This window comes from Anaerovibrio lipolyticus DSM 3074, assembly GCF_900141865.1.
Lineage (GTDB): Bacteria > Bacillota > Negativicutes > Selenomonadales > Selenomonadaceae > Anaerovibrio > Anaerovibrio lipolyticus.
In genome coordinates, this window is the sequence record NZ_FQYW01000007.1 from 41207 (window position 1) to 60390 (window position 19184).

Annotated in this window: 20 protein-coding genes; 7 read left to right on the plus strand and 13 right to left on the minus strand. The window is 43.1% G+C overall.

The genetic code is table 11. The features are described from left to right. Positions 1–11 precede the first annotated feature (11 nt). Both B6K08_RS04285 and B6K08_RS04290 read right to left on the minus strand, forming a co-directional pair. Positions 12–902 (minus strand): DUF4007 family protein, encoded by an 891-nt coding sequence (locus tag B6K08_RS04285; protein WP_234985206.1) that lies wholly within the window; start codon positions 900–902, stop codon positions 12–14. 16 nt (positions 903–918) lie between these two features. Then, positions 919–2397: a phosphoadenosine phosphosulfate reductase domain-containing protein gene (locus tag B6K08_RS04290; protein WP_234985208.1), complete on the minus strand. Its 1479-nt coding sequence runs from the start codon at positions 2395–2397 to the stop codon at positions 919–921. A 477-nt stretch (positions 2398–2874) separates the two neighbouring features. Here B6K08_RS04290 and B6K08_RS04295 point away from each other — a divergent pair, with 477 nt between their 5' ends. After that, positions 2875–3210 carry a helix-turn-helix domain-containing protein gene (locus B6K08_RS04295; protein WP_080325482.1) on the plus strand — a complete coding sequence of 112 codons (336 nt, stop codon included), beginning with the start codon at positions 2875–2877 and terminating at the stop codon, positions 3208–3210. A gap of 62 nt (positions 3211–3272) precedes the next feature. Here the strand turns inward: B6K08_RS04295 and B6K08_RS04300 are convergent, their stop codons facing one another. Continuing rightward, complete coding sequence (locus tag B6K08_RS04300; protein ID WP_080325483.1) at positions 3273–3800, minus strand: hypothetical protein; 528 nt, start codon at positions 3798–3800, stop codon at positions 3273–3275. Positions 3801–3989: 189 nt separating this feature from the next. On the opposite strand from B6K08_RS04300, the gene B6K08_RS04305 reads away from it, so the two are divergent. Further along, complete coding sequence (locus B6K08_RS04305) at positions 3990–4727, plus strand: PrsW family glutamic-type intramembrane protease (protein WP_159446686.1); 738 nt, start codon at positions 3990–3992, stop codon at positions 4725–4727. A gap of 121 nt (positions 4728–4848) precedes the next feature. Here the strand turns inward: B6K08_RS04305 and B6K08_RS04310 are convergent, their stop codons facing one another. The 9 genes from B6K08_RS04310 to B6K08_RS04350 form a co-directional block, all read right to left on the minus strand. Continuing rightward, entirely contained in the window at positions 4849–5436 is a 588-nt protein-coding gene (locus B6K08_RS04310) for a hypothetical protein (protein WP_080325485.1), read from the minus strand. After that, positions 5433–5636: a 4Fe-4S binding protein gene (locus B6K08_RS04315; protein WP_080325486.1), complete on the minus strand. Its 204-nt coding sequence runs from the start codon at positions 5634–5636 to the stop codon at positions 5433–5435. Before B6K08_RS04315 ends, B6K08_RS04310 begins: the two co-directional genes overlap by 4 nt. 21 nt (positions 5637–5657) lie before the next feature. Next, positions 5658–7325: an FAD-dependent oxidoreductase gene (locus B6K08_RS04320; RefSeq protein WP_080325487.1), complete on the minus strand. Its 1668-nt coding sequence runs from the start codon at positions 7323–7325 to the stop codon at positions 5658–5660. 47 nt (positions 7326–7372) lie between these two features. Beyond that, positions 7373–7654 carry an ArsR/SmtB family transcription factor gene (locus tag B6K08_RS04325; RefSeq protein WP_027406558.1) on the minus strand — a complete coding sequence of 94 codons (282 nt, stop codon included), beginning with the start codon at positions 7652–7654 and terminating at the stop codon, positions 7373–7375. Positions 7655–7805: 151 nt separating this feature from the next. Further along, positions 7806–8699, minus strand: coding sequence for a YitT family protein (locus B6K08_RS04330; RefSeq protein WP_080325488.1), 894 nt, complete (start codon positions 8697–8699; stop codon positions 7806–7808). A gap of 84 nt (positions 8700–8783) precedes the next feature. After that, positions 8784–9893, minus strand: a complete 1110-nt coding sequence (locus tag B6K08_RS04335) for a cyclic nucleotide-binding domain-containing protein (RefSeq protein WP_080325489.1) — start codon at positions 9891–9893, stop codon at positions 8784–8786. Positions 9894–10303: 410 nt separating this feature from the next. Continuing rightward, positions 10304–11311 (minus strand): hypothetical protein, encoded by a 1008-nt coding sequence (locus B6K08_RS04340; protein ID WP_080325490.1) that lies wholly within the window; start codon positions 11309–11311, stop codon positions 10304–10306. 28 nt (positions 11312–11339) lie between these two features. Further along, positions 11340–12155 (minus strand): dioxygenase family protein, encoded by an 816-nt coding sequence (locus tag B6K08_RS04345; protein WP_080325491.1) that lies wholly within the window; start codon positions 12153–12155, stop codon positions 11340–11342. Positions 12156–12231: 76 nt separating this feature from the next. Beyond that, entirely contained in the window at positions 12232–14745 is a 2514-nt protein-coding gene (locus B6K08_RS04350) for an ATP-binding protein (protein ID WP_080325492.1), read from the minus strand. A gap of 128 nt (positions 14746–14873) precedes the next feature. Between B6K08_RS04350 and B6K08_RS04355 the strand changes: the two genes are divergently transcribed. Further along, positions 14874–15992 (plus strand): IS110 family RNA-guided transposase, encoded by a 1119-nt coding sequence (locus tag B6K08_RS04355; RefSeq protein WP_080325493.1) that lies wholly within the window; start codon positions 14874–14876, stop codon positions 15990–15992. Between the two features lie 287 nt (positions 15993–16279). Here the strand turns inward: B6K08_RS04355 and B6K08_RS04360 are convergent, their stop codons facing one another. Then, on the minus strand, positions 16280–16588 hold the full coding sequence (locus B6K08_RS04360; RefSeq protein WP_080325494.1) for a hypothetical protein: 309 nt from the start codon (positions 16586–16588) through the stop codon (positions 16280–16282). Positions 16589–16886: 298 nt separating this feature from the next. Between B6K08_RS04360 and B6K08_RS04365 the strand changes: the two genes are divergently transcribed. From B6K08_RS04365 to B6K08_RS14170, 4 genes are all read left to right on the plus strand, one after another. Then, positions 16887–17477, plus strand: a complete 591-nt coding sequence (locus B6K08_RS04365; RefSeq protein ID WP_080325495.1) for a DUF3793 family protein — start codon at positions 16887–16889, stop codon at positions 17475–17477. A gap of 62 nt (positions 17478–17539) precedes the next feature. Beyond that, positions 17540–17971 carry a flavodoxin gene (locus B6K08_RS04370; RefSeq protein WP_080325496.1) on the plus strand — a complete coding sequence of 144 codons (432 nt, stop codon included), beginning with the start codon at positions 17540–17542 and terminating at the stop codon, positions 17969–17971. A gap of 155 nt (positions 17972–18126) precedes the next feature. Next, positions 18127–18882 (plus strand): 3-deoxy-7-phosphoheptulonate synthase, encoded by a 756-nt coding sequence (locus tag B6K08_RS04375; protein WP_268761931.1) that lies wholly within the window; start codon positions 18127–18129, stop codon positions 18880–18882. Continuing rightward, positions 18815–19162: a DAHP synthetase I family protein gene (locus tag B6K08_RS14170; protein WP_268761932.1), complete on the plus strand. Its 348-nt coding sequence runs from the start codon at positions 18815–18817 to the stop codon at positions 19160–19162. The genes B6K08_RS04375 and B6K08_RS14170 overlap by 68 nt, the downstream gene beginning before the upstream one ends. The last annotated feature ends 22 nt before the right edge of the window (positions 19163–19184 follow it).

Here is a 19184-nt window from a genome sequence, read left to right on the forward strand (position 1 = left end):
ACTTCACCTTTTTAATCTTTCTCTAGATCCTGATAGTACTGGTTAACACATTCCAATGCTGATTTTTCTGTCAGAATTTTAACCACATCCAAACCAGCGGTCCGAATTATTTTAATTTCTCCTAATAATTCAATGCGCCGTAGTACATCCAGTAGAGAAATCATATCCATATTAAACGCTCTTCCAAGGCTTTTTTCATCATTAAGAATCTTAGAAATATCAATTTCTCTCTGTCCTTCATGGGCATTTAGAATTATGGCCAATGCAATATGCGGTGGCAACATAGAAGTTAAAAGCATTGCCTTACGGTACAGCTTTTTCTCTTTATTGGCAATATCCACCAAACCAAGCTCTCCCAAAGGACAAGCAATATTATTTTCTGGAGAAGTATGCCTGGTATTAGTCTTATACCTTGGTAAATATGTGTTGATAATGCAATTAAAATCATCTTGATAAGAGCGATCGGCTGCTGCCTCCCCTGCATTCTCCATTAATACATAGTTTTTCAACCCTTGAACGAAATCTTCTCTAGTAAATTCCTGCATTTTAAAAAGATAAAAGAAATAATACCAGGAAGTGGCCAATTCGCTATTACTAACTAATTGCCATTGGATTAAAGCCAAGGTTCCCTGTTCTTCCAGATAACGGTCCCTATCAAATATAATTTGACCTACATCAGTAAATTTTTGAGTTCGTTTGCCACTTTTTGGTTCCTCGGTAAGGCCAGTCGCCTGCATCCAATAACGCAAAGATTTGACCATGTTAGAGCCAATCCCCAGCCTATCCATTGGCTTAGGGTCCTTGGTGACAAACACATCATCATATTTGCTAACATATTTCATTCCCTTACTAAGCCAACCCTTACGGATAAAAAAAGTTTCATGGCTCCTAAACTTCATCATTAAAACCTCACATTACTTACTTTGTTCTTAAATACTTGTCCATAGTGCAACCACCAGCCAAAAACTTAGCATTCATACATTTTTTACAATGGACACATTTTTCTGCATCGATGTAGTAGCTGTCACCTACAATAGAAATTGCTCCCGTTCTGCATAAGGATTCACATTTCAGGCAACGACGACAGGCATTGTATTTTCGAATTTGATAGCCTACCATGCGTTGTATTCCTTCATGATCCTTAACATTCATCGTTTTAACTTTAACAGCATAGTCATACCCATCCTGGGCAAATGGTTGAATTGAAATAATCGGAACATTAGTAGCACTATCTAACACAATAGTTTCCTGTAATAATTTCTGTCCCAATTCAGGGGCTACTCGCCCAAAAGGTATGAACATGTTTATTAGCTCATCGCCATAAGGACGAAATAGCTTATATATTTTTGAATTTTCCTCTGATGTACAATTTGTGAATTGTAATTTTACAGTTTTTGCGGACGACAGACCATTACCACCTTGCCTTGCCTTCCATTTTCCTGTTTCTACGTAAACTTCAGGGTCAGGCTTACCTATTTTTTTAGCAAAGTTCACCAAAAAATTATGCCATTTAGCTGATTTATCCGGCATAAAAATGCTGGATAAAAATTGAGCACGCCCCGTATTATTAGGGCAACACCAACAACCTACCCGATCATAGCCAAGACGATACGCATCATTAAAGTCTATTCCTTCTTCCAATATATACAACCACACATCTATATCTTTCCAATTAAATATTGGAGCTGCAACAGTTTGCTGCTGTATCTTAACTGACTCGCTGTTTTTCTCCACACGATTGTATTTACTTCTGCTAACCGATTCATACCGCCGTATACCATAAAAGGTTAATATTTGCTGATTTCGGTATAAATTGTTAATTACACGGGTTATTGGACCTGTCTTAAACATTGAGCAGCACCAGCGCATAAGTCTGGCAGGCGGACCAATTTCCTCACACATATCCATAAAATGCTGTTCGCGATTTTCCGCCACCTGAAAAATTGCCTGTGGATGATTATCACGAAATCTATTGGCATACTCCATAGTTGTCGGAAATTCCAGAGTTGTATTTCCAAAAATATGAACCAAGCTAGGGTTAGACAACGCCTTGGTAACTATATCCGCTGTTACTGTAGAATCCTTTCCCCCAGAAAAAGACAACACTATATTTTCCTGAGGATACTTTTCCGCTTCGCTACGAATAAAATCATGTGCCTCATTAATTATTTCCGCCAAATGTTGTTTATTTGCATCAATAAATTTATTTATGTTCAGCTCGAAAAACTTTTCGTTATTTTCCTGCTCATATTTTTTCAACTGTTGCCGCAATAAATTTATATCCTGTTTTCTATATAATGCTGCCGTTACATTCTTAGCTTTGCCATTAATATAGCATCGGCTATTGTTGGCCCAAACTGATTTATCAGCTAAACTATTTGGCTCCATTTTCCACATCAATTCCAAAAGCAGTCTTTCCTGAGGAAATACTGGTCGTAAATCGGTACTAATGTATTTGGTCTCACTATTACATAACGGGCACCGTGATTTTTCTGTTTCATTTGCCTTACGAATAATTGGTATATTACAATAGCCACACCAATGAACTTCTGTTGGTATATTGGCCTCAGTCTCATGACCACAAATGGGACACTTATCGCTTAATGTTTCTATCTTACACTCTTTGCACCACATTTATTTATCCTTTATTAACGAATTCCGTTATTATAAACATATAAAGAAAGGTGATGGCCAAATAGAACATCTAATTAACATTCTTTTGTAAATCCATCACCCGATTAATCTTATTCTACTTAATTTTATAACCATTTCAGTTAGTTTACAAGGTTTAAAGCCCTATTATTATTAAAGTCCGTTAGTTTTGTTTTTGGCTTATTTGTTTTAGGTATAATAACCATTGAGGTGGTAACCAACATGGATATTGGCTATAAAATTAGGAAACGGCGAAAAGAGCTAGACCTGACACAAGTCGAGCTTGGGCAAAAAATACATAAATCATCGCAGGTTATTTCCAATTGGGAACGGGGATATACTACTGGTATTGTTTCTGAAGACTTGCATGAGCTGTCTGTGGCTTTATCCGTTCCGATAGATTACTTTATTCCCACCAATAATGCTACCACCACGCATCAAGATACACCACCAGACCAGCGCCTTGAAGCCATTATCCGTGTATATTCTAACCTAGATGAAAAATCCAAGGACATCATCGATGCTATTATTAAACTTAATACCGACCCACAAAAATAAGGCCTTTGCCTGCTGTAGGAGCAAATCCCGCAGCACCGCAAAAGCCTTTTTATTATACTATCTTAAAAATAATTCTGACTAAGCTCCACAAGTCCATGCTCCAATAACCGCCAGAACTCCCTATAGGTCAGCTTCTCTCCGCTTACAGAAAACAGCATATTATTGTGGGTCCAATGGGCAGCATAGTCAATCGGCATATCCTTCTCGTAATAAATCTCCGCTATAGCTACAGACAAACCATTGATTTTTTCCTTATTCCAGGTAGCTCCGTATATGCCGCTGATATTGTCATTGGTAAGCTCTGTACAACGGGCTGTACGAAGGCGGAATTTGCCCACCGGCTCATTATCTGATGCATACTCTATATCGATAAGATCACCGCCAATGACCCAGACCTGATTTACATGATATCCACTTATGGATGGAAGGTATAAGGGCTGAAACCCGGCTGCTACTTTTGCCTCTGCCACAGTATTATAAGCCACCATAGGGTTTGGCATTCCAACCATTTTTTCAGCTGCACTGGCCGTGCTAATATAGAAGGTTCCTATAGTTAATACGGATAATAAGCCAATAATCTTCTTTTTCATCGCGAAATCCTCCTAATTTTTTTCTGTAATACAATTATTCCCAAACTATATAAAATGATTATTCCACCCACATGGAAAAATTCCTTCTACTTTTTTCCAGATAAATATTTTTCAAATCAGTAACACTTTTAAAACTATATGGATATAAAGAATAGTAGTAAAATTATACTCCAAAGGGGGTTGTCTAAAATGATGATTATTCAGGTGCTTTTAACTTCTATCATATTGGGAATAGTTTACAAAAAAATGCTGAAATGGGAATGTGATATGTCCATTAATAGGAAACAGGCATTTGTACCAATTTTTTTAGGAATTCTTGCCACTATACTAACCCTGGTATTTGCATTGGGAATTGCCTTTACGTTTATGAACATGGGGTTTACCATAGAAAATATACAAAATGTGGTTATAAAATCTTTCGTAACATCCTTTTGGCGAGCCGGATTAATTGAGGAAATATCCAGATTACTGATGATTATTTTGGCAATATGGTTATTTAAGCCTAAAAATGTTTATGAATACATTTTGACTGGTGCCGCGGTGGGTATCGGTATTACCTTACTCGAGGAATTCGTCTATGGTGAGGACATCGAAGGCCTGTTAAGATTACTTACTCTTGGGGTTCATACCATATTTGGTATTATCATGGGTAAATATATCGGAATCGGACAATACAACAAGAAAAATGGTCTTCCATATAAGCGCCAATATCTGATAGCCTTTTCTGTTCCAGTGATATTACATACCATTTATGATGTCTGCACCGTATTCAATCCAGCCATCTTTATTAATAACATTGATGATGAACGGACAGGAATATGGATATTAATTGGTTTAGTCTGTATCGTCTTTACCACCATTTTCCAATTTGTTGCTATAAAGCACGTGAAGCGTGATGCAGAGAAATACTCGAAGATGCTGATGTAAATTGCTTCATGACAGCAAAAAGGCACCTTGCTATATATCTCATGTGATATATGGCAGGTTGCCTTTTATTTTTTATGTTTTTTAAATGTTATTTAATACTTAAAAAAACGTTTATTTGAATCTATTTTGCTGTTGGCACATACTTAGCCTTACAGATGGTCTGGGTCAGAGTGCCCATTGGGCAGAACACACACCAGCTTCTAGGCTTATAGATAAGCATTGCCACTATGGCAATAATTTCAGAGGTAAGCATCAAGCTATATAGCCCGAAGGCAAACTGGGCCACCCATGGGGTAATTCCCACAGAATATGTCCAGTTCCATGGCAGCTGGAAGGTCCACAGCACAGTTACTGCCTCCTGAATCCCCTGTATTTCACTGCCCACCAGCCAGGATACATAGATGATATTGAAGAACATGGCGAAAAAGAAAACCATAAAGCCATATCTGAAAGCCTTGCCCTTCATCCACTCCGGCATTTCCCGACGGAGGGAGAGTCCCACCTGACTTCCCATTACCCGCAGAAATTGGCCTCTATCACAGTAGCGGTTGCAAAATAGCTTGTTGCCGCCCCCAATGGCAAAAATCAGTGGCAGGCAGAAGCTGATAAGCCCCAGCCAGGCAAATAAAATGTTCACAAATCCTAAAGAAAAATAGATAATGGACCAAATCCAAAGATAATGGTACCAATGGCGTTGCTGCTTCTTCATGACCGCACCTCCACCCTAATAGCCGATGCAGGACACTCCTTAGCACACATTCCGCAGCCAACACATTTTTCTTCTATAGGCTTGGCAAAGACGCCACTGACTATTTCCATAGCGCCAGTGGGGCAAACGTCTGCACAGGTTCCACAAGCCACACACATATTGCTATCCACCACCGCATGACGGGGTGATAATTTTCCCATGATTAAAAATCCTCCTCCTGATTAGTTCTGTAAATCCAGGGCAAACCATCTGGCATAGGAGAAGCCACCCATCAGATTACGCACTGTAAACCCGTGTTGTATAAGCATTCTTTCCATATAATAGCCGTTGATTCCCACCCGACAGCTAACTATAATAGGACGATTTTTATCCAGCTTATCCAGCTGAGTTCTTAGCTTAGGAGCCGGAATGTTTACAGCCCCCTTTATATGGCCTGCCGCAAACATTTCAGGACTTCTCACATCAATAAGGAGTGCCCCCTTATTCAGCTCAGCCTCCAATTCATTTGGCAGAAGCGGATTCGTCATCCCCTGCATAATGTTATCTGCGTAGTATCCCGCCATATTTACAGGGTCCTTGGCTGAGGAAAATGGTGGAGCGTAGGCCAGCTCCAAATCCATCAAATCCTGCACAGTGCCACCAAAGCGAATCACGGAGGCGATTACATCAATGCGCTTGTCTACACCCTTTGGGCCAATGGCCTGGGCTCCCAGCACCTTGCCATCCTTCATGCTGAAGATCATTTTCAGGGTAAAATTTTTGGCTCCTGGATAATAGGTGGCGTGATCTGCCGGGAAGGTAACGGTAAATCTGTAGTCCTTACCATACACCAGCCCCTGTCTCTGAAGGGCCCTTTCATTCATGCCGGTGGAAGCCGCTGTAAGTTCAAATACCTTCAAAATTGAGCTGCCCACAAAGCCACGATATTTTCGCTGGGCACCGTTTATATTATCAGCTGCCAGCCGCCCCTGACTGTTAGCAGGTCCTGCCAAGGCCAGTGAACCTGCTTCACTGGTTTGCCCGTTATAGGTCTGCACTGCATCTCCTACAGCGTAGATATCCTTGAAATTAGTCTGCATATATTCATTTACAACGATATAGCCCCTGTCATTCAAGTCAATGCCGCTTTCCTGCAAAAATCCCGTATCCGGGCGCACACCTATGGACAGTACCACGAAATCTGCTGCCAGCATCTCCCCGGAGGAAAGCTCCACCTTAATGCTGCCGTCCGACTCGTGATGAAATTCCTTCACACCGTCACCCAGCTTTAGATTTACCCCATTGCTTCGCAGTTCATTTTCCGCCTGCACCACTATATCCGTATCAAAGGGCGCCAAAATATGAGGTGCCGCCTCCACAACAGTTACCTCCAGCCCCTGCTGTCTTATATTCTCTGCAGACTCAATGCCCACAAAGCCACCACCTACGACCACAGCCTTGCCGGAAGGATAGTCGTGGCTCAGCTTATGAAGTATATCCGCATCTGGAACATTTCTAAGGGTAACAATATTTTTATGCTCGATACCTGGAATCCCCGGAGTTAGAGGCTTAGCTCCCGGAGCCAGCAGTAAAGCATCATAGTGCTCCTCATACTGGGTATCCCCAAATCTCACCTGTACTGATTTAGCTTCAGGATTCACGGAAACCACTTCACTGTAAATACGCACATCAATATTAAACAGCTTCTTAAAGGCAGGCGGATCCATCACCAGCAGGTCGTCCCTATACTTAATAGTGCCACCTACATAATAGGGCAGTCCACAGTTAGCAAAGGAAACATCCCCGCCACGCTCGAACATAATTATCTCTGCATCTTCTTCAAGACGGCGAAGTCTGGCAGCCGCAGTTGCGCCGCCGGCCACGCCCCCAACGATTAAATACTTTTTCATATCAGTTCACTCCTAAAATTTTCAACAATCTTAACTTCATAATATGATTACTGAGAAAATAAACAGGATAAAATGGCTTTAACCCGTTCATCCTTCAATCTATAAGTAATTTCCAGACCATTTCGCTCTCCCTCAATGATTCCAGCCTGGCGTAATTTACCCAGATGCTGGGAAACGGTGGACTGAGGCACCTCCAGACAGCACTGCATGTGGCTCACATTGCAGCTGCCACTGCGCCAAAGGCCGCGGGCTATGCAAAGGCGGACGGGATGGGCAATGACCTTCAAAAGCTCTGCCTGCTCTTCCAAAAATTTCATATCTTCAATCATTGTCTACCTCCATGTATTTCATTCCAATTTTAACTTCATTTTATTATATTTGTATATTACGATTTTTGAATATAGTTGTCAAATTATTTTCGAAAAAAAATCGGACCCGTTACCAGATCCGATTTTAATATATTTTATAACTATGATATTTTTAGATATTGTGTGCCCATTTTTTACAGGCCTCCTCATAGCTTTCACACTCCATGGTAAAGCCCCTGCCGCTTACCTCAGAGGTATCGGAGACTATCATGAAGGCCTGGGGGTCATAATGATCCACTATAGCCTTCACCTGGGCCACCTGAGTGAGCCGCACCACTGTGAACAGAACATCACAGCTTGTCCCGGACATTCCGCCCCGACCATTGATGTATGTTACCCCGCGATGGATTCCGGACATTATTTCATCACATATTTCGCTGGACTTAGGTGAAATAATCACGATGGATTTTTCCCTGTTAAAGCCTGCCACCACGCGGTTGGTAAGCTCAGCAGTTACATATATTCCCGCAAAGGACAATAGGGCTTCCTCCAGCTCAAACATAAATGCAGAGGCTGACACAATGGCAAAGTTCAGTACCGCCACCGCAGTACCCAAATCCACAGAGTAAAACTTCTTTATAACTGCCCCCAGCACGTCCAGGCCCCCGGTATTGGCATTGGCACGGAACACCAGACCGAAGCCGATACCACTTAATACGCCGCCAAATACTGCGTTTAAAATAGGATCGGCACACACCCTCCAGTCAATAACAAAGGCCGTGGCATCAAGGATAAGAGAAAAGGCCACCGTACCTATTATGGTATCCATGAAATACCGCTTGCCAAAAATTCTATAGGCCAGGTATAAAATTGGCAGATTATACACCAGATTCTGGGCACCCACCGGCAACCCCGTCAGATAGTACACGATCATTGAAATACCGCTTATACCACCAGTAAGGAGATGGGCCGGAATAAGGAATAGGTTAAATCCCATTGCCGTTATAAAACATCCCAATAAAATCAGGCAAAGTCTCAAAATAACCTTAACTGCCGATTTTGTCATATACCACACCTGCTTTCCCAACAAAACACCCGCTGGTGCCGATTATCTCCCCTATGTGGGGCTTCTCCATCAACACAACGGGTGTCAAACTACTTTATCCTCTTTTTCCTCTTGATCTTCTGGAGCATTATTTTTATTTTTAACGCTTTCCTGGGCCTTGGTCCAGCACTTCTGATAATGGTCCAGTTCCCTGGTAATGGCCTTAAAGGCCTGCCAGCCCACATCGTTGTGGTTCTGCAGCAAATGCTTGAACTGCATTCGCGGAATGTGCAAAATCTGGCATTCCTCCACTGCCTCCAGCAGGAATGATGAAGGTACTCCCAGCACCACCTGTGGATTTAGCAGCTGCCCTTCCTCCACCTCATCAAGAGGCTTCATCCACTCGTCATCCCCCTTGCTGAAGCGGGCCACCCTGCCCGTAAGGAGCACCAGCATGGCGGTCTGGTTCACATTTTCATTAAGGATAACATCATCCTTCTGGTAGGAGGTCACCCAACAGGAATCCAAAAGGGACCTGATCTGAGTCTTATTCAGACTAAGCAGAAGCGGGGTCTCGCTGAGAAGACCTATATTATACTCCAGCTCATTGCCTTCCATAGTAACGGTCTCAGCAACGCTGAATTCCTCCATTCTGCTGTAAGTAATCATCGGATGGTGGAACAGATTGTGAGGGGTCCAATGCTTGTCTATCAAAAGTGGCCAACTCAAAAGGAACATGTACTCCTCGTTACTGATGCGGAAAATGTACATGCGAAGCAGCTTTCCCTTCCGTAAATCGAAGGGACGCCGACGGTCTGCCTCAGCAATGCGGTGCATGGTATCCATCAAATCATTTGGGCCCAGGGAATCCGCCGCCCTAAACACAGGCTGAATGGTGTTGGAATTCAAAATAATACGCCACAGCTTGCCGTTGCCAAAATAATAATTGGTCCGCAGATAAGGGTCGCTCATAACCTCGTCACGAAGGAAACCCAAATAGGACACGGGCGCAATTCTCCCACCCACGCGGAAAATAGCCTGCACAGCGGCTCTGGAGTGCTGCCCCTTTTCATTTAGGACCTTCAGCTCCTCCTCATCCACAGTCACAATATCCTTTATATTATTGCCATATATCTTCCTAAGCTCATCCATCATGGTGGAGCTTACATTGCCCACCCTGAACCGTGGCTTGGAATTGGTTGAAATAACATCCATGACACAGAGACTCCTTCTCTAAACTTTGAATCCTTTCTGATAATTTTATCGAAATCTCCCATTTAATATTAACATCAACCCTATATATTTACTAGCAAATATATAGGACAAATAACCGATTTTCGAAAATCAAAAAAGGAAAACCCCGAAAATTGGTAATCCCCTAAGAGGATACCGCTCGTAAACAGCATCTTCTTAGGGGATTACTCGCCGCTTTTGTGCACTGAAGCAATTATACAATCCCTTATGTAAAGTATAACTACCTTTATGTGCTTTATTTGACCTTATAATCGTAGTTTTACTGTCAAAGCATAAGTCCTATAACAAAATTTTAATAGCTTTTTAATGCATTTTAAAAGGCAGGACCCTATTCCGGGCCCTGCCGTTATTTTCCAGTTATAATTTAAAAACTACATTTGTGGTTTTTTGCTGTCTGAGGTAATAACCCACAAATAATGCTCTGCCAACACATTCAGCAGCTGGTGCTCCTGCTCGTCGGAAAGACAATTATTGGGGTCCATTTCGTAGTTGCCAAAAATCAGCGGAACCCGCTGCACCTGAAGATTACATGACTTAATAAATTTCTCCGCCTCCTGGGGACTCTTAAAAATTTTACTGCCTGTATCATCCCTGGAAACCACATCATAAAGCTCCATGGTTTCATCCATTATGGCCTCCCCGTGGCCCGGATACAGGGCCTCAGCCACATTCCAGCCGTATTCCTTAAAGCTGAAATCCGTGGTGATAAAGCAGCCACCCTTGGCGTCCAAAATCATTTTAATATTTGAAAGCGCCTTCTTTTTTTCCTCATTGCCCAGAAACATCCACAAGCCCTCGGCTACCATGCACACCGGAGCCTTTATTTCCTGAGAGGCCTGCTGCATTTCCGTCCCGCTGGTGACTCCGGCCATCTTATAATGGAGAAATGCCTTTTCTTGTGGAGTCAGATATGAAGTGAGCTTTCTCATATCCCGTATCACCGAGGCAAAATCACAGCCCGTGTAGTTTTTTCCCCGCTCGCACATATAAATGCCCCTTGGGGAATAGCCACAGCCCAGTTCCATTATTTCCGTATAGCCGTGGGCCAGACAATAAAGATTAAGGGCATCATAGTTTATTCGCCGAAGGGTCTGGTTCATATTGCTGATACGCTTAAAATCCGGCAAACTGCTGTCCACAGCAATAGTCCGATTGCCGATTAGCTTCAATATGGTAGCTGCATCCTCGTTGCCGGCCCCCGCCAGCCAATCGAGATTAAGATATGCCGTATCAGACACGGCATAAGTGTTTTCCTCCATTTCAACCTGTTCAACTGTTTCCAAGGTTTCTGCCGCCATTACGGGATTAGTCCCAAGGAAAAAGCAACAGCCTCCCCACACCATGGAAATCGCCAAAAGCAGGAGCCTACATTCCTTCATATTACACCCACCCCTTCAAGGTGATTTATTACTGCTTTGGGAACATGCCAAAAGCAAACATGGTCATTGCTACGCAACCCATGGTAAATACTCTGTTTACAGCCACTCCGTCGTCGCCGTCTGCCGCCCCCAGAGTATAGAGCAATGGCCAATAATGATCCACAGTTGGCACAGCATACTCAGAATTTGGGCCAATTTCCCAATTAAGGGCCCTGTCCTCATGGTGGTATTCCACAGCACGGCAAATATAGTTATTGAAGGCAATAGCCTCCTGGGTGCCCTCCCGGTTTCTAAGAGCCACCTTGTCAGAGGTATAGCCCACCTTCTCCGGATCATATACCACATTGCCGCTGCCAATGATAAGATATCCCTCACTGCGAAGCTGCACAAGGGCTTTGCCCAAATCAAAGCAGTCCTGGGCCGTGAAATTTTTATTTACAGATAACTGTACAACGGGTACATCTGCCTTCGGAAACATATGAACCAGTATGGACCAGGTTCCATGGTCAATACCCCATTCGTCATTTACAGACACCTTATCCCCCAGCAGCTCCTGCACCCGCTGAGTCAAATCAGCGCAGCCCGTAACAGGATAGGCCACCTGGGAAAGCGCCTCCGGGAAGCCCTGAAAATCGTATTCCTGCTTTGGCTGGGCTGCACTCTGAATATAGGTACCATCCGTAAACCAATGGGCAGAAATAGCCAATATAGCCTTTGGCTTGCCAAATATTCTGAGGACAGATTCCCCTACAGCCCGCATCCCTGCGGTAATGTCATTCATATCCAGAGCCGTCATGGGGCTTCCATGTCCGGAAAAAATGACCGGCATCCTTATATCATCCATAATATTCTCCTCGAGTTTCTATACAATCATTCCATATTTTAGTATAACACAAAAATATCTAAAGCATCCTAGTAAATCAAAGCACATCTACAATAGCCTTCATAAGTTTATTGATATCCACCGGCTTGCTTATGTGGTTCTGCATTCCGGCCTCTATACAGTTGCGAATATCTTCCTCATAGGCATCTGCGGACATGGCAATTATCGGCACAACACCTGCATCAGGGCGATGAAGCATACGAATCTTTCTGGTGGCAGTAAGACCGTCCATAACCGGCATTCTTAAATCCATAAGAATCAGCTTGTAATGGGATGGCTCACTGACACTGTAGATTTCCACAGCCTCCAGGCCATTATGGGCCCAGTCAATCATATTTGCCCCGTAATCCTCCAGCATAAGCTGAGCAAGTTCTGCATTGATTTCATCGTCCTCCACCAATAATATAGGCATATCCTTCAGCAAGTCCTTGGATATTGCCTCGCTATTATTTGTATCGGAATTTCCTTCCGCAGCCAATGCCTTTGCGTCCTCTCTTACGGTCTTTATAGGAACACTGAAAATAAAGGTAGTGCCTTCATTCAGCTTACTTTCTACCTCTATGGTACCACCCATCATGGTAATAAACTTATGCACCAGGGAAAGGCCCAAACCAGTCCCCCTGGTATTTACGGTTTCCTGGCGCACCTCCTGAGTAAACACATCAAACATGTGCTTCTGGAATTCCTCACTCATGCCAATACCGTCATCCTGAATTATTTCAACAAGAGTTGATTTGTCACCCTCCACATTTACATGAACATCCCAAACCACATGGCCCCCAGCTTTGGTGTATTTCACCGCGTTGCTGAGAAGATTCATGGCCAGCTGCTGTAGACGAAGGCGGTCGGAATATACCACCACATCATCATCCACATGGAGATCAGCCTTAAAATCAATGTGGTGATTATTGGCATTCATGGTAATGGCATCCTTGATAATGTTAAACAGCTCATGAGGCACTATTCTATCTTCACGAAGCTCCATCTTGCCACTGGAAAGCTTGGAAAGATCCAGAACATCATTTACCAGAGCCAGCATCAATTTACTGGAGCTGTCGATTCGCTCCAGATACTGCTGGATTTCATCCATATTTTCAGTTCTCCGGGCCAATCTGGTATATCCCAAAATACCATTCAGCGGCGTGCGCATATCATGGCTCATGGTGGACAGGAAGTTGCTCTCTGCCTGACGGGCCTGCTCTGATGCATCAAGAGCCGCCTGCTTGGCACTAAGCTCAGCACTTACCTGCTTTTTATGGGATGTATACATGGCATAGCTTACCATGATGGTAATAACCAAAATCAGGACAAACAGTATTACCACCAAACTGGTAGGTATTGAACGGATATAGTCCTTAATGGTCTGATCCGTGTACAAGTTTTTGCTGAGGATATTGGTAATATTGATTTTACCACCCTGGACAGTCTTGCTAAGAATAGAATTCAGGACGGAATTACCCGGCATGAGCTGACCGCTGAACTCGATCCCCAGATCATCCACGCCTTCTACCGTAAAGTTTCCGGAACCATGCTTTGCCGTCAGCCAGTTCAGCTGTGCCATATTACAATATATCGCATCCACCTTATGGGAGCTCATGGCTTCATAGCATTCCTCAATGGTTGGGAAGGAAATAAGCTCCATATTTGGTGCCCCTTCCCTTATGGCATTTTCCACATTTGGCGGTACCATACCCACAAAAGCGGCTGTATGGATTTCTGCCACATCAGAACGTCGCAAGCATAAAATGCTAAGAGTAAAATATGTCTTTGTTATGGCCAGGCCAATATTTTCACTGCCAATTATGTCCTGAGAGGTCACGCCATAAACATCCACCTCTCCCTCTTTAAGAGCTTTGGCTATCTCTTCACGATCGTTAAAAACAACAAACTCCACCTGCCAATTTAATTCCTGAGCTATCTGCTTATACAGGTCAGGTGCTACACCACGGATATCCCCATTGCTGTCCACATAGGAAATAGGTGGATTCATTCCATGGACTGCCACCTTCAGCACCGGATGATTGGCAATATATTCTTTTTCCTCAACAGAAAGAGGTATACTATCCTGATAATGGAAATGACGGTATTTATCATAGAGCTTTTCAGGGTAGCGCACATCCTCGTAGAGAATCCTGCTCATGGCAGCATCCACCTTATTTTTCAAGGCCATCTGGTCCTTTGAAAAAATAGGATAATAGGTATTTGCAACAATATTAAAGGAAGCCCGATAATTGTGGGTCAGCTTCGACCCATAGGTCACAATGCCATCCACTTCTCCGTTATTCATAGCCTCTTGAAGTTCATCATCGTTATCATAGGTCTTAAAAATAGGATGAATATCGTTCTTGCTGGCCCACTCCCTGGCCCGATCATACATAATGGATGATTTCACTACACCCAAAACCTTGCCATTGTATTCGGTAGGATTGCCATAGCTGAATCGTGGGTCATCGTCACGCACCCTAATGCTGGCCTGACTGGTAAATAATCCATGGCTGCCAAATAAAAACCTCTCAAGCCTTTCAGGATTAGGTGAAATACCGAGGGCCATCTGTATGTCCCCATCATCTAGACAATATGTAATGACCTCCACTTTGTAGCAACGTGGATTTACCTGTATACTAAAGATGATAAATCAAAGGGTAACAGGGATTACCGCATACAAAAGGAGGTCACTATATGAATAATACCACAATTTTCGTAGGAATGGACGTACATAAGGAAAGTTTTACTCTATGTGAATACCAGATCGAAACAGAAAAAGCATCACATTTCAGACACATGCCTGCTGATTATAAGGAAGTCTTAAGATACCTTGAATTCCTTAGAACCATCTACGGAAGGGATACTATCTTTGTATGCGGTTATGAGGCCGGTTGCCTCGGCTATACTTTATATCATCAGCTAACAAATCATAACGTTAACTGCGTTATTCTTGCACCTACTACTATGCTTGAAAAACGTAGTGGAAAGAGAATAAAAACTGATAAGCGGGATGCTGAATTAATTGCAAAATGCCTCGCCCAACACAATTACAGTCCTGTTCACATCCCTACAGCCACTGATGAAGAAACCAAGGAATATCTCAGAATGAGAGATGACCATAAACTTGCTCTAAAAAGGATTAAGCAGCAGATACTATCCTTCTGCCTGAGGCATAACTATCGTTATGAGGGAAAAAGTCATTGGACTGTAGGACATGTAAAATGGTTGAAAAACCTAAATCCTGAGGCTCTTTATAAGGAAATCCTCGATGAATATTTGCTGACGTATACAACCTTAAGTGATAAGATTGAGCGCATTGATAAAAGAATAGAGGAACTTGCCGCCAAGGACGAATACAGAGAATCAGTGAAGAAACTATGCTGTTTCATTGGTGTGCGGACGCATACTGCCTTATCAGTCCTGGTTGAAGTAGGTGATTTCAAGCGTTTTCCATCAGCAGAAAAATTCGCTGGATATTTAGGGCTTGTTCCAGGTGAAAATTCCAGTGGCGACAGTACTACAAGACTTGGTATTACCAAGGCAGGCAATCGCCATGTGCGAGTTTTGCTAACAGAAGCTACTCAGGGTTATACAAGAGGTGCAGTTGGATATAAACCCAAAGCACTAAAAGCACGTCAGAAAGGCAATACTCCTCAGGTTATTGCATACGCAGACAAAGCCAATGAGAGATTAAAACGAAAATTTTTCAAAATGGTTCTTGGGAAAAGTAAAAAACACAACGTAGCCAAAACTGCGATAGCCAGAGAGCTCGCCTGTTTTATGTGGGGTATGATGACAGATAACATAGCTTAATCAAATGTAAGATGGCTGGTGCCACTTACATCTGGCCAATAATAACTTAATAACTGAAGGCATCTTGAAGGGGCTTCGGTCATTTCAAGGTTCGAGCTATCTACGACGGGACTATGTTGGCACAGTTTAATCTGTGATCCACGCAGCTAGACAGTAGAGTTCACGGCGGACCATTGACCTGTAGGTAATCAATCCACGTATATCAGAGTGGCCAAAGCCGGGAACTGATACTCCGAGGCTCTTTCCCGATGTCTTCAGAAAAATGAACATGTCTGTGGTGATTCCTGTCATTTTATACTTGACAAGAGGTCATTACATATCAGTCCCTTGAACATTTCAACATTGTCCTTATATGGATGAAAAATTGGCTTAAGATTGGCATACTGGGCAATTTTATACATAAATTCTGCGTCAAAGCCGTAGTACACCCCTGAATCCGTAGTCATGGCTACACCAGACTGCAAAACAACGCCCACATGAACTGGCTCCCGGGTATCGGGAATCTCGTCCGCATACAGCACCTGGTAAGGAAGCAGCACAAAAACCATAAGTGCCGCTATTAATATTCGCATAATGAAAAATTTATTATTTCGCATCAAAGGTAGCCTCCTTTGCGCTGACAATTATTCATATTTCATGATTAATTTTTCAAGGCAACAATCAATAGTATGTTAGAGTATACTTCGACACTCACCCAATGAATCCTTTTTTTCTGTTTTTTATCTCATCTGAACACAAAAAATATTATTTTATGCTTTCAAATCATTTAGATTTTTATATAATTTTGCTTTTTTTATAGCATTTTGTGTTTTTGCTATTGATAACCATTCTCATATATGTTATACTTTCTGTGTAATTGAGAAAGGATATCAAATAGTCAAGGGGGTGATTTCCATGAATAAATCAATGTACAATAATTATGAACATCAGATGGCATATCACTGTGCCCCTACTATTAAGGGAATTAAGTGTGGCAGTATGGTGGCTTTTACAGTTGGTTCTGATAACTCCTTCCGGAATTTTCTTGAAAGCCACGCCAATTGCTTCCAGTGTCATGGTTTAGCATACCTCCAGCTTTCACGGCAAAGGAATCATGTCCTGATGTTTTTTTATAGGCCACAGCTCCTGACCCGCCTTCTTCGTCGCCCCCTGGCTATAGATATTCTAAGAAGTTTTGATTATCCAGTGGAAAGGGGTATTAATGAGGAACCCCTTCCCGCCCTGCTGGAGCATCTTAAAAACCGCATCGCTAATTGTGAGGGTTTTCCCCATGAAATCGGTATTTTTCTGGGGTATCCCCCAGCAGATGTGCAGGCCTTCATTGAAAATAAGGGACAGAATTTCCTCTATAGCGGATTCTGGAAGGTGTATACCAACGAAGCCGCCCAAAAGCACCTTTTTCAGTGCTACAACGATTGTATAAATGCCATGTGTGACCGCCTCAGGGCCGGGGAAAGCCTTTTGGATGTCATGGGTGCCGCATAAATTGGATAATATTTTTAAGTTAGCTTATTTATTTAATATGTTTACATAGGAGTTGATAATTTATGAAAATTGCTGTTGTTTACTGGTCCGGAACCGGAAATACAAAGGCTATGGCTGAGTCTATGCTGGATGGGGCAAAGGCTGCCGGAGCTGAAACAGACCTTTATTCCGTTGATCAGTTCAGTGCTGACAAAATGGATGGCTATGACGGCTTCCTTTTCGGCTGCTCCGCCATGGGCTGCGAGGTGCTGGAGGAGGCTGAATTTGAGCCGTTCTTCCAGGAGGCTGAGAATAAAATCGCCGATATTCCAGTGGGGCTCTTTGGTTCCTATGGCTGGGGCTCCGGGGAATGGCTCCAGGACTGGCACCAGCGCTGCAAGGATCACGGTGCCAAGGTCTACAAAGAAGGTGTTATGATAAATAACACCCCTGACGACGCTGGTCTTAAGGAATGTCAGGATTTCGCCCAAAACTTTGTAAAAGAAAACTTCTGATTACTTCTAATCATTCTAAACCATTCTATAATTTTAAGCCTTACTAAGGAAAAAAGCTGTGACCTAAAATATTATTAGGACGCAGCTCTTTTTCTATGTTACAATATTCGTATGACATTTTATTGGGTAATTTAAGCAAGAAAAGAGTGATAATTATGAGCATGGAAATGGAATTCATCAGGGTACTCCCTTCACCTCAAAGTCTGATGGAGGATTACCCTATCAAAAAGAAATACAAGGAAATCAAGGTGGAGCGTGATGAAACCATCAAGAATATCTTTTCCGGCGAGGACCATCGTCTGGCCCTTATTATCGGACCGTGCTCCAGCGACAACGAGGATGCTGTAGTGGATTATGTATCCCGTTTGGCTAAGCTCCAGGAAAAGATCAAGGACAAGATTTTCATCGTGCCCCGTCTTTACACCAATAAGCCCCGCACAATCGGCGTTGGCTACAAGGGTATGCTGCACCAGCCTTCCCCTGAGGGAGAGGAGGACATGCTGGAGGGTATTATTGCCATCCGCAAGTTAAATGTCCGCGTTATTGAGGAAACTGGCCTTACTGGTGCCGAGGAAATCCTCTACCCTGAGGTGTTCCGTTATCTTTCCGACCTTCTTTGCTATGCAGCAGTTGGTGCCCGTTCCAGTGAGGACCAGCTCCACCGTATGATTGCCAGTGGTGTTGGTATCCCTGTGGGCCTAAAAAATCCTACCAGCGGCGATTTATCCGTTATGCTAAACTCCGTGGCAGCTGCCCAGCATTCCCAGGAATTCCTTTTCCGTGGATGGGAGGTCCGGACCAAGGGAAATACTTTCGCCCACTCCATTCTCCGTGGATACGTTGATGCCGCAGGAAACAGCCTGCCAAAACTACCACTACGAAACCCTGACCAAGGTCATAAAGATGTATGAGGAACGGGGGCTGGAAAATCCAGCCATTGTAGTGGACACCAACCACGCCAACTCCGGCAAGAAGTATCTGGAGCAGATCCGCATTGCCAAGGATATTATTAATTCCCGTAATCTTAACCCTGATATTAAAAATATCGTAAAGGGCCTTATGATCGAAAGCTATATTGAGGACGGCTGTCAGAAGGTGGACGGCGGCGTATACGGCAAATCCATTACAGATCCATGTCTGGGCTGGGAAAAGACTGAACGCCTGCTGCTGGATCTGGCAGATATGCTTTAATTATTAAAGAAAGTTAATAATT

What these genes read in the sequence shown, in the direction of transcription:
- B6K08_RS04345 (WP_080325491.1), bottom strand. Translation starts at nt 12,155, where the DNA reads ATGGATGATATAAGGATGCCGGTCATTTTTTCCGGACATGGAAGCCCC.
- B6K08_RS04305 (WP_159446686.1), top strand. Translation starts at nt 3,990, where the DNA reads ATGATGATTATTCAGGTGCTTTTAACTTCTATCATATTGGGAATAGTT.
- B6K08_RS04330 (WP_080325488.1), bottom strand. Translation starts at nt 8,699, where the DNA reads ATGACAAAATCGGCAGTTAAGGTTATTTTGAGACTTTGCCTGATTTTA.
- B6K08_RS04355 (WP_080325493.1), top strand. Translation starts at nt 14,874, where the DNA reads ATGAATAATACCACAATTTTCGTAGGAATGGACGTACATAAGGAAAGT.
- B6K08_RS14170 (WP_268761932.1), top strand. Translation starts at nt 18,815, where the DNA reads ATGCCGCAGGAAACAGCCTGCCAAAACTACCACTACGAAACCCTGACC.
- B6K08_RS04365 (WP_080325495.1), top strand. Translation starts at nt 16,887, where the DNA reads ATGAATAAATCAATGTACAATAATTATGAACATCAGATGGCATATCAC.
- B6K08_RS04325 (WP_027406558.1), bottom strand. Translation starts at nt 7,654, where the DNA reads ATGATTGAAGATATGAAATTTTTGGAAGAGCAGGCAGAGCTTTTGAAG.
- B6K08_RS04335 (WP_080325489.1), bottom strand. Translation starts at nt 9,893, where the DNA reads ATGGATGTTATTTCAACCAATTCCAAGCCACGGTTCAGGGTGGGCAAT.
- B6K08_RS04300 (WP_080325483.1), bottom strand. Translation starts at nt 3,800, where the DNA reads ATGAAAAAGAAGATTATTGGCTTATTATCCGTATTAACTATAGGAACC.
- B6K08_RS04320 (WP_080325487.1), bottom strand. Translation starts at nt 7,325, where the DNA reads ATGAAAAAGTATTTAATCGTTGGGGGCGTGGCCGGCGGCGCAACTGCG.
- B6K08_RS04290 (WP_234985208.1), bottom strand. Translation starts at nt 2,397, where the DNA reads ATGTGGAAAATGGAGCCAAATAGTTTAGCTGATAAATCAGTTTGGGCC.
- B6K08_RS04370 (WP_080325496.1), top strand. Translation starts at nt 17,540, where the DNA reads ATGAAAATTGCTGTTGTTTACTGGTCCGGAACCGGAAATACAAAGGCT.
- B6K08_RS04285 (WP_234985206.1), bottom strand. Translation starts at nt 902, where the DNA reads ATGATGAAGTTTAGGAGCCATGAAACTTTTTTTATCCGTAAGGGTTGG.
- B6K08_RS04375 (WP_268761931.1), top strand. Translation starts at nt 18,127, where the DNA reads ATGAGCATGGAAATGGAATTCATCAGGGTACTCCCTTCACCTCAAAGT.
- B6K08_RS04310 (WP_080325485.1), bottom strand. Translation starts at nt 5,436, where the DNA reads ATGAAGAAGCAGCAACGCCATTGGTACCATTATCTTTGGATTTGGTCC.
- B6K08_RS04315 (WP_080325486.1), bottom strand. Translation starts at nt 5,636, where the DNA reads ATGGGAAAATTATCACCCCGTCATGCGGTGGTGGATAGCAATATGTGT.
- B6K08_RS04360 (WP_080325494.1), bottom strand. Translation starts at nt 16,588, where the DNA reads ATGCGAAATAATAAATTTTTCATTATGCGAATATTAATAGCGGCACTT.
- B6K08_RS04295 (WP_080325482.1), top strand. Translation starts at nt 2,875, where the DNA reads ATGGATATTGGCTATAAAATTAGGAAACGGCGAAAAGAGCTAGACCTG.
- B6K08_RS04350 (WP_080325492.1), bottom strand. Translation starts at nt 14,745, where the DNA reads ATGGCCCTCGGTATTTCACCTAATCCTGAAAGGCTTGAGAGGTTTTTA.
- B6K08_RS04340 (WP_080325490.1), bottom strand. Translation starts at nt 11,311, where the DNA reads ATGAAGGAATGTAGGCTCCTGCTTTTGGCGATTTCCATGGTGTGGGGA.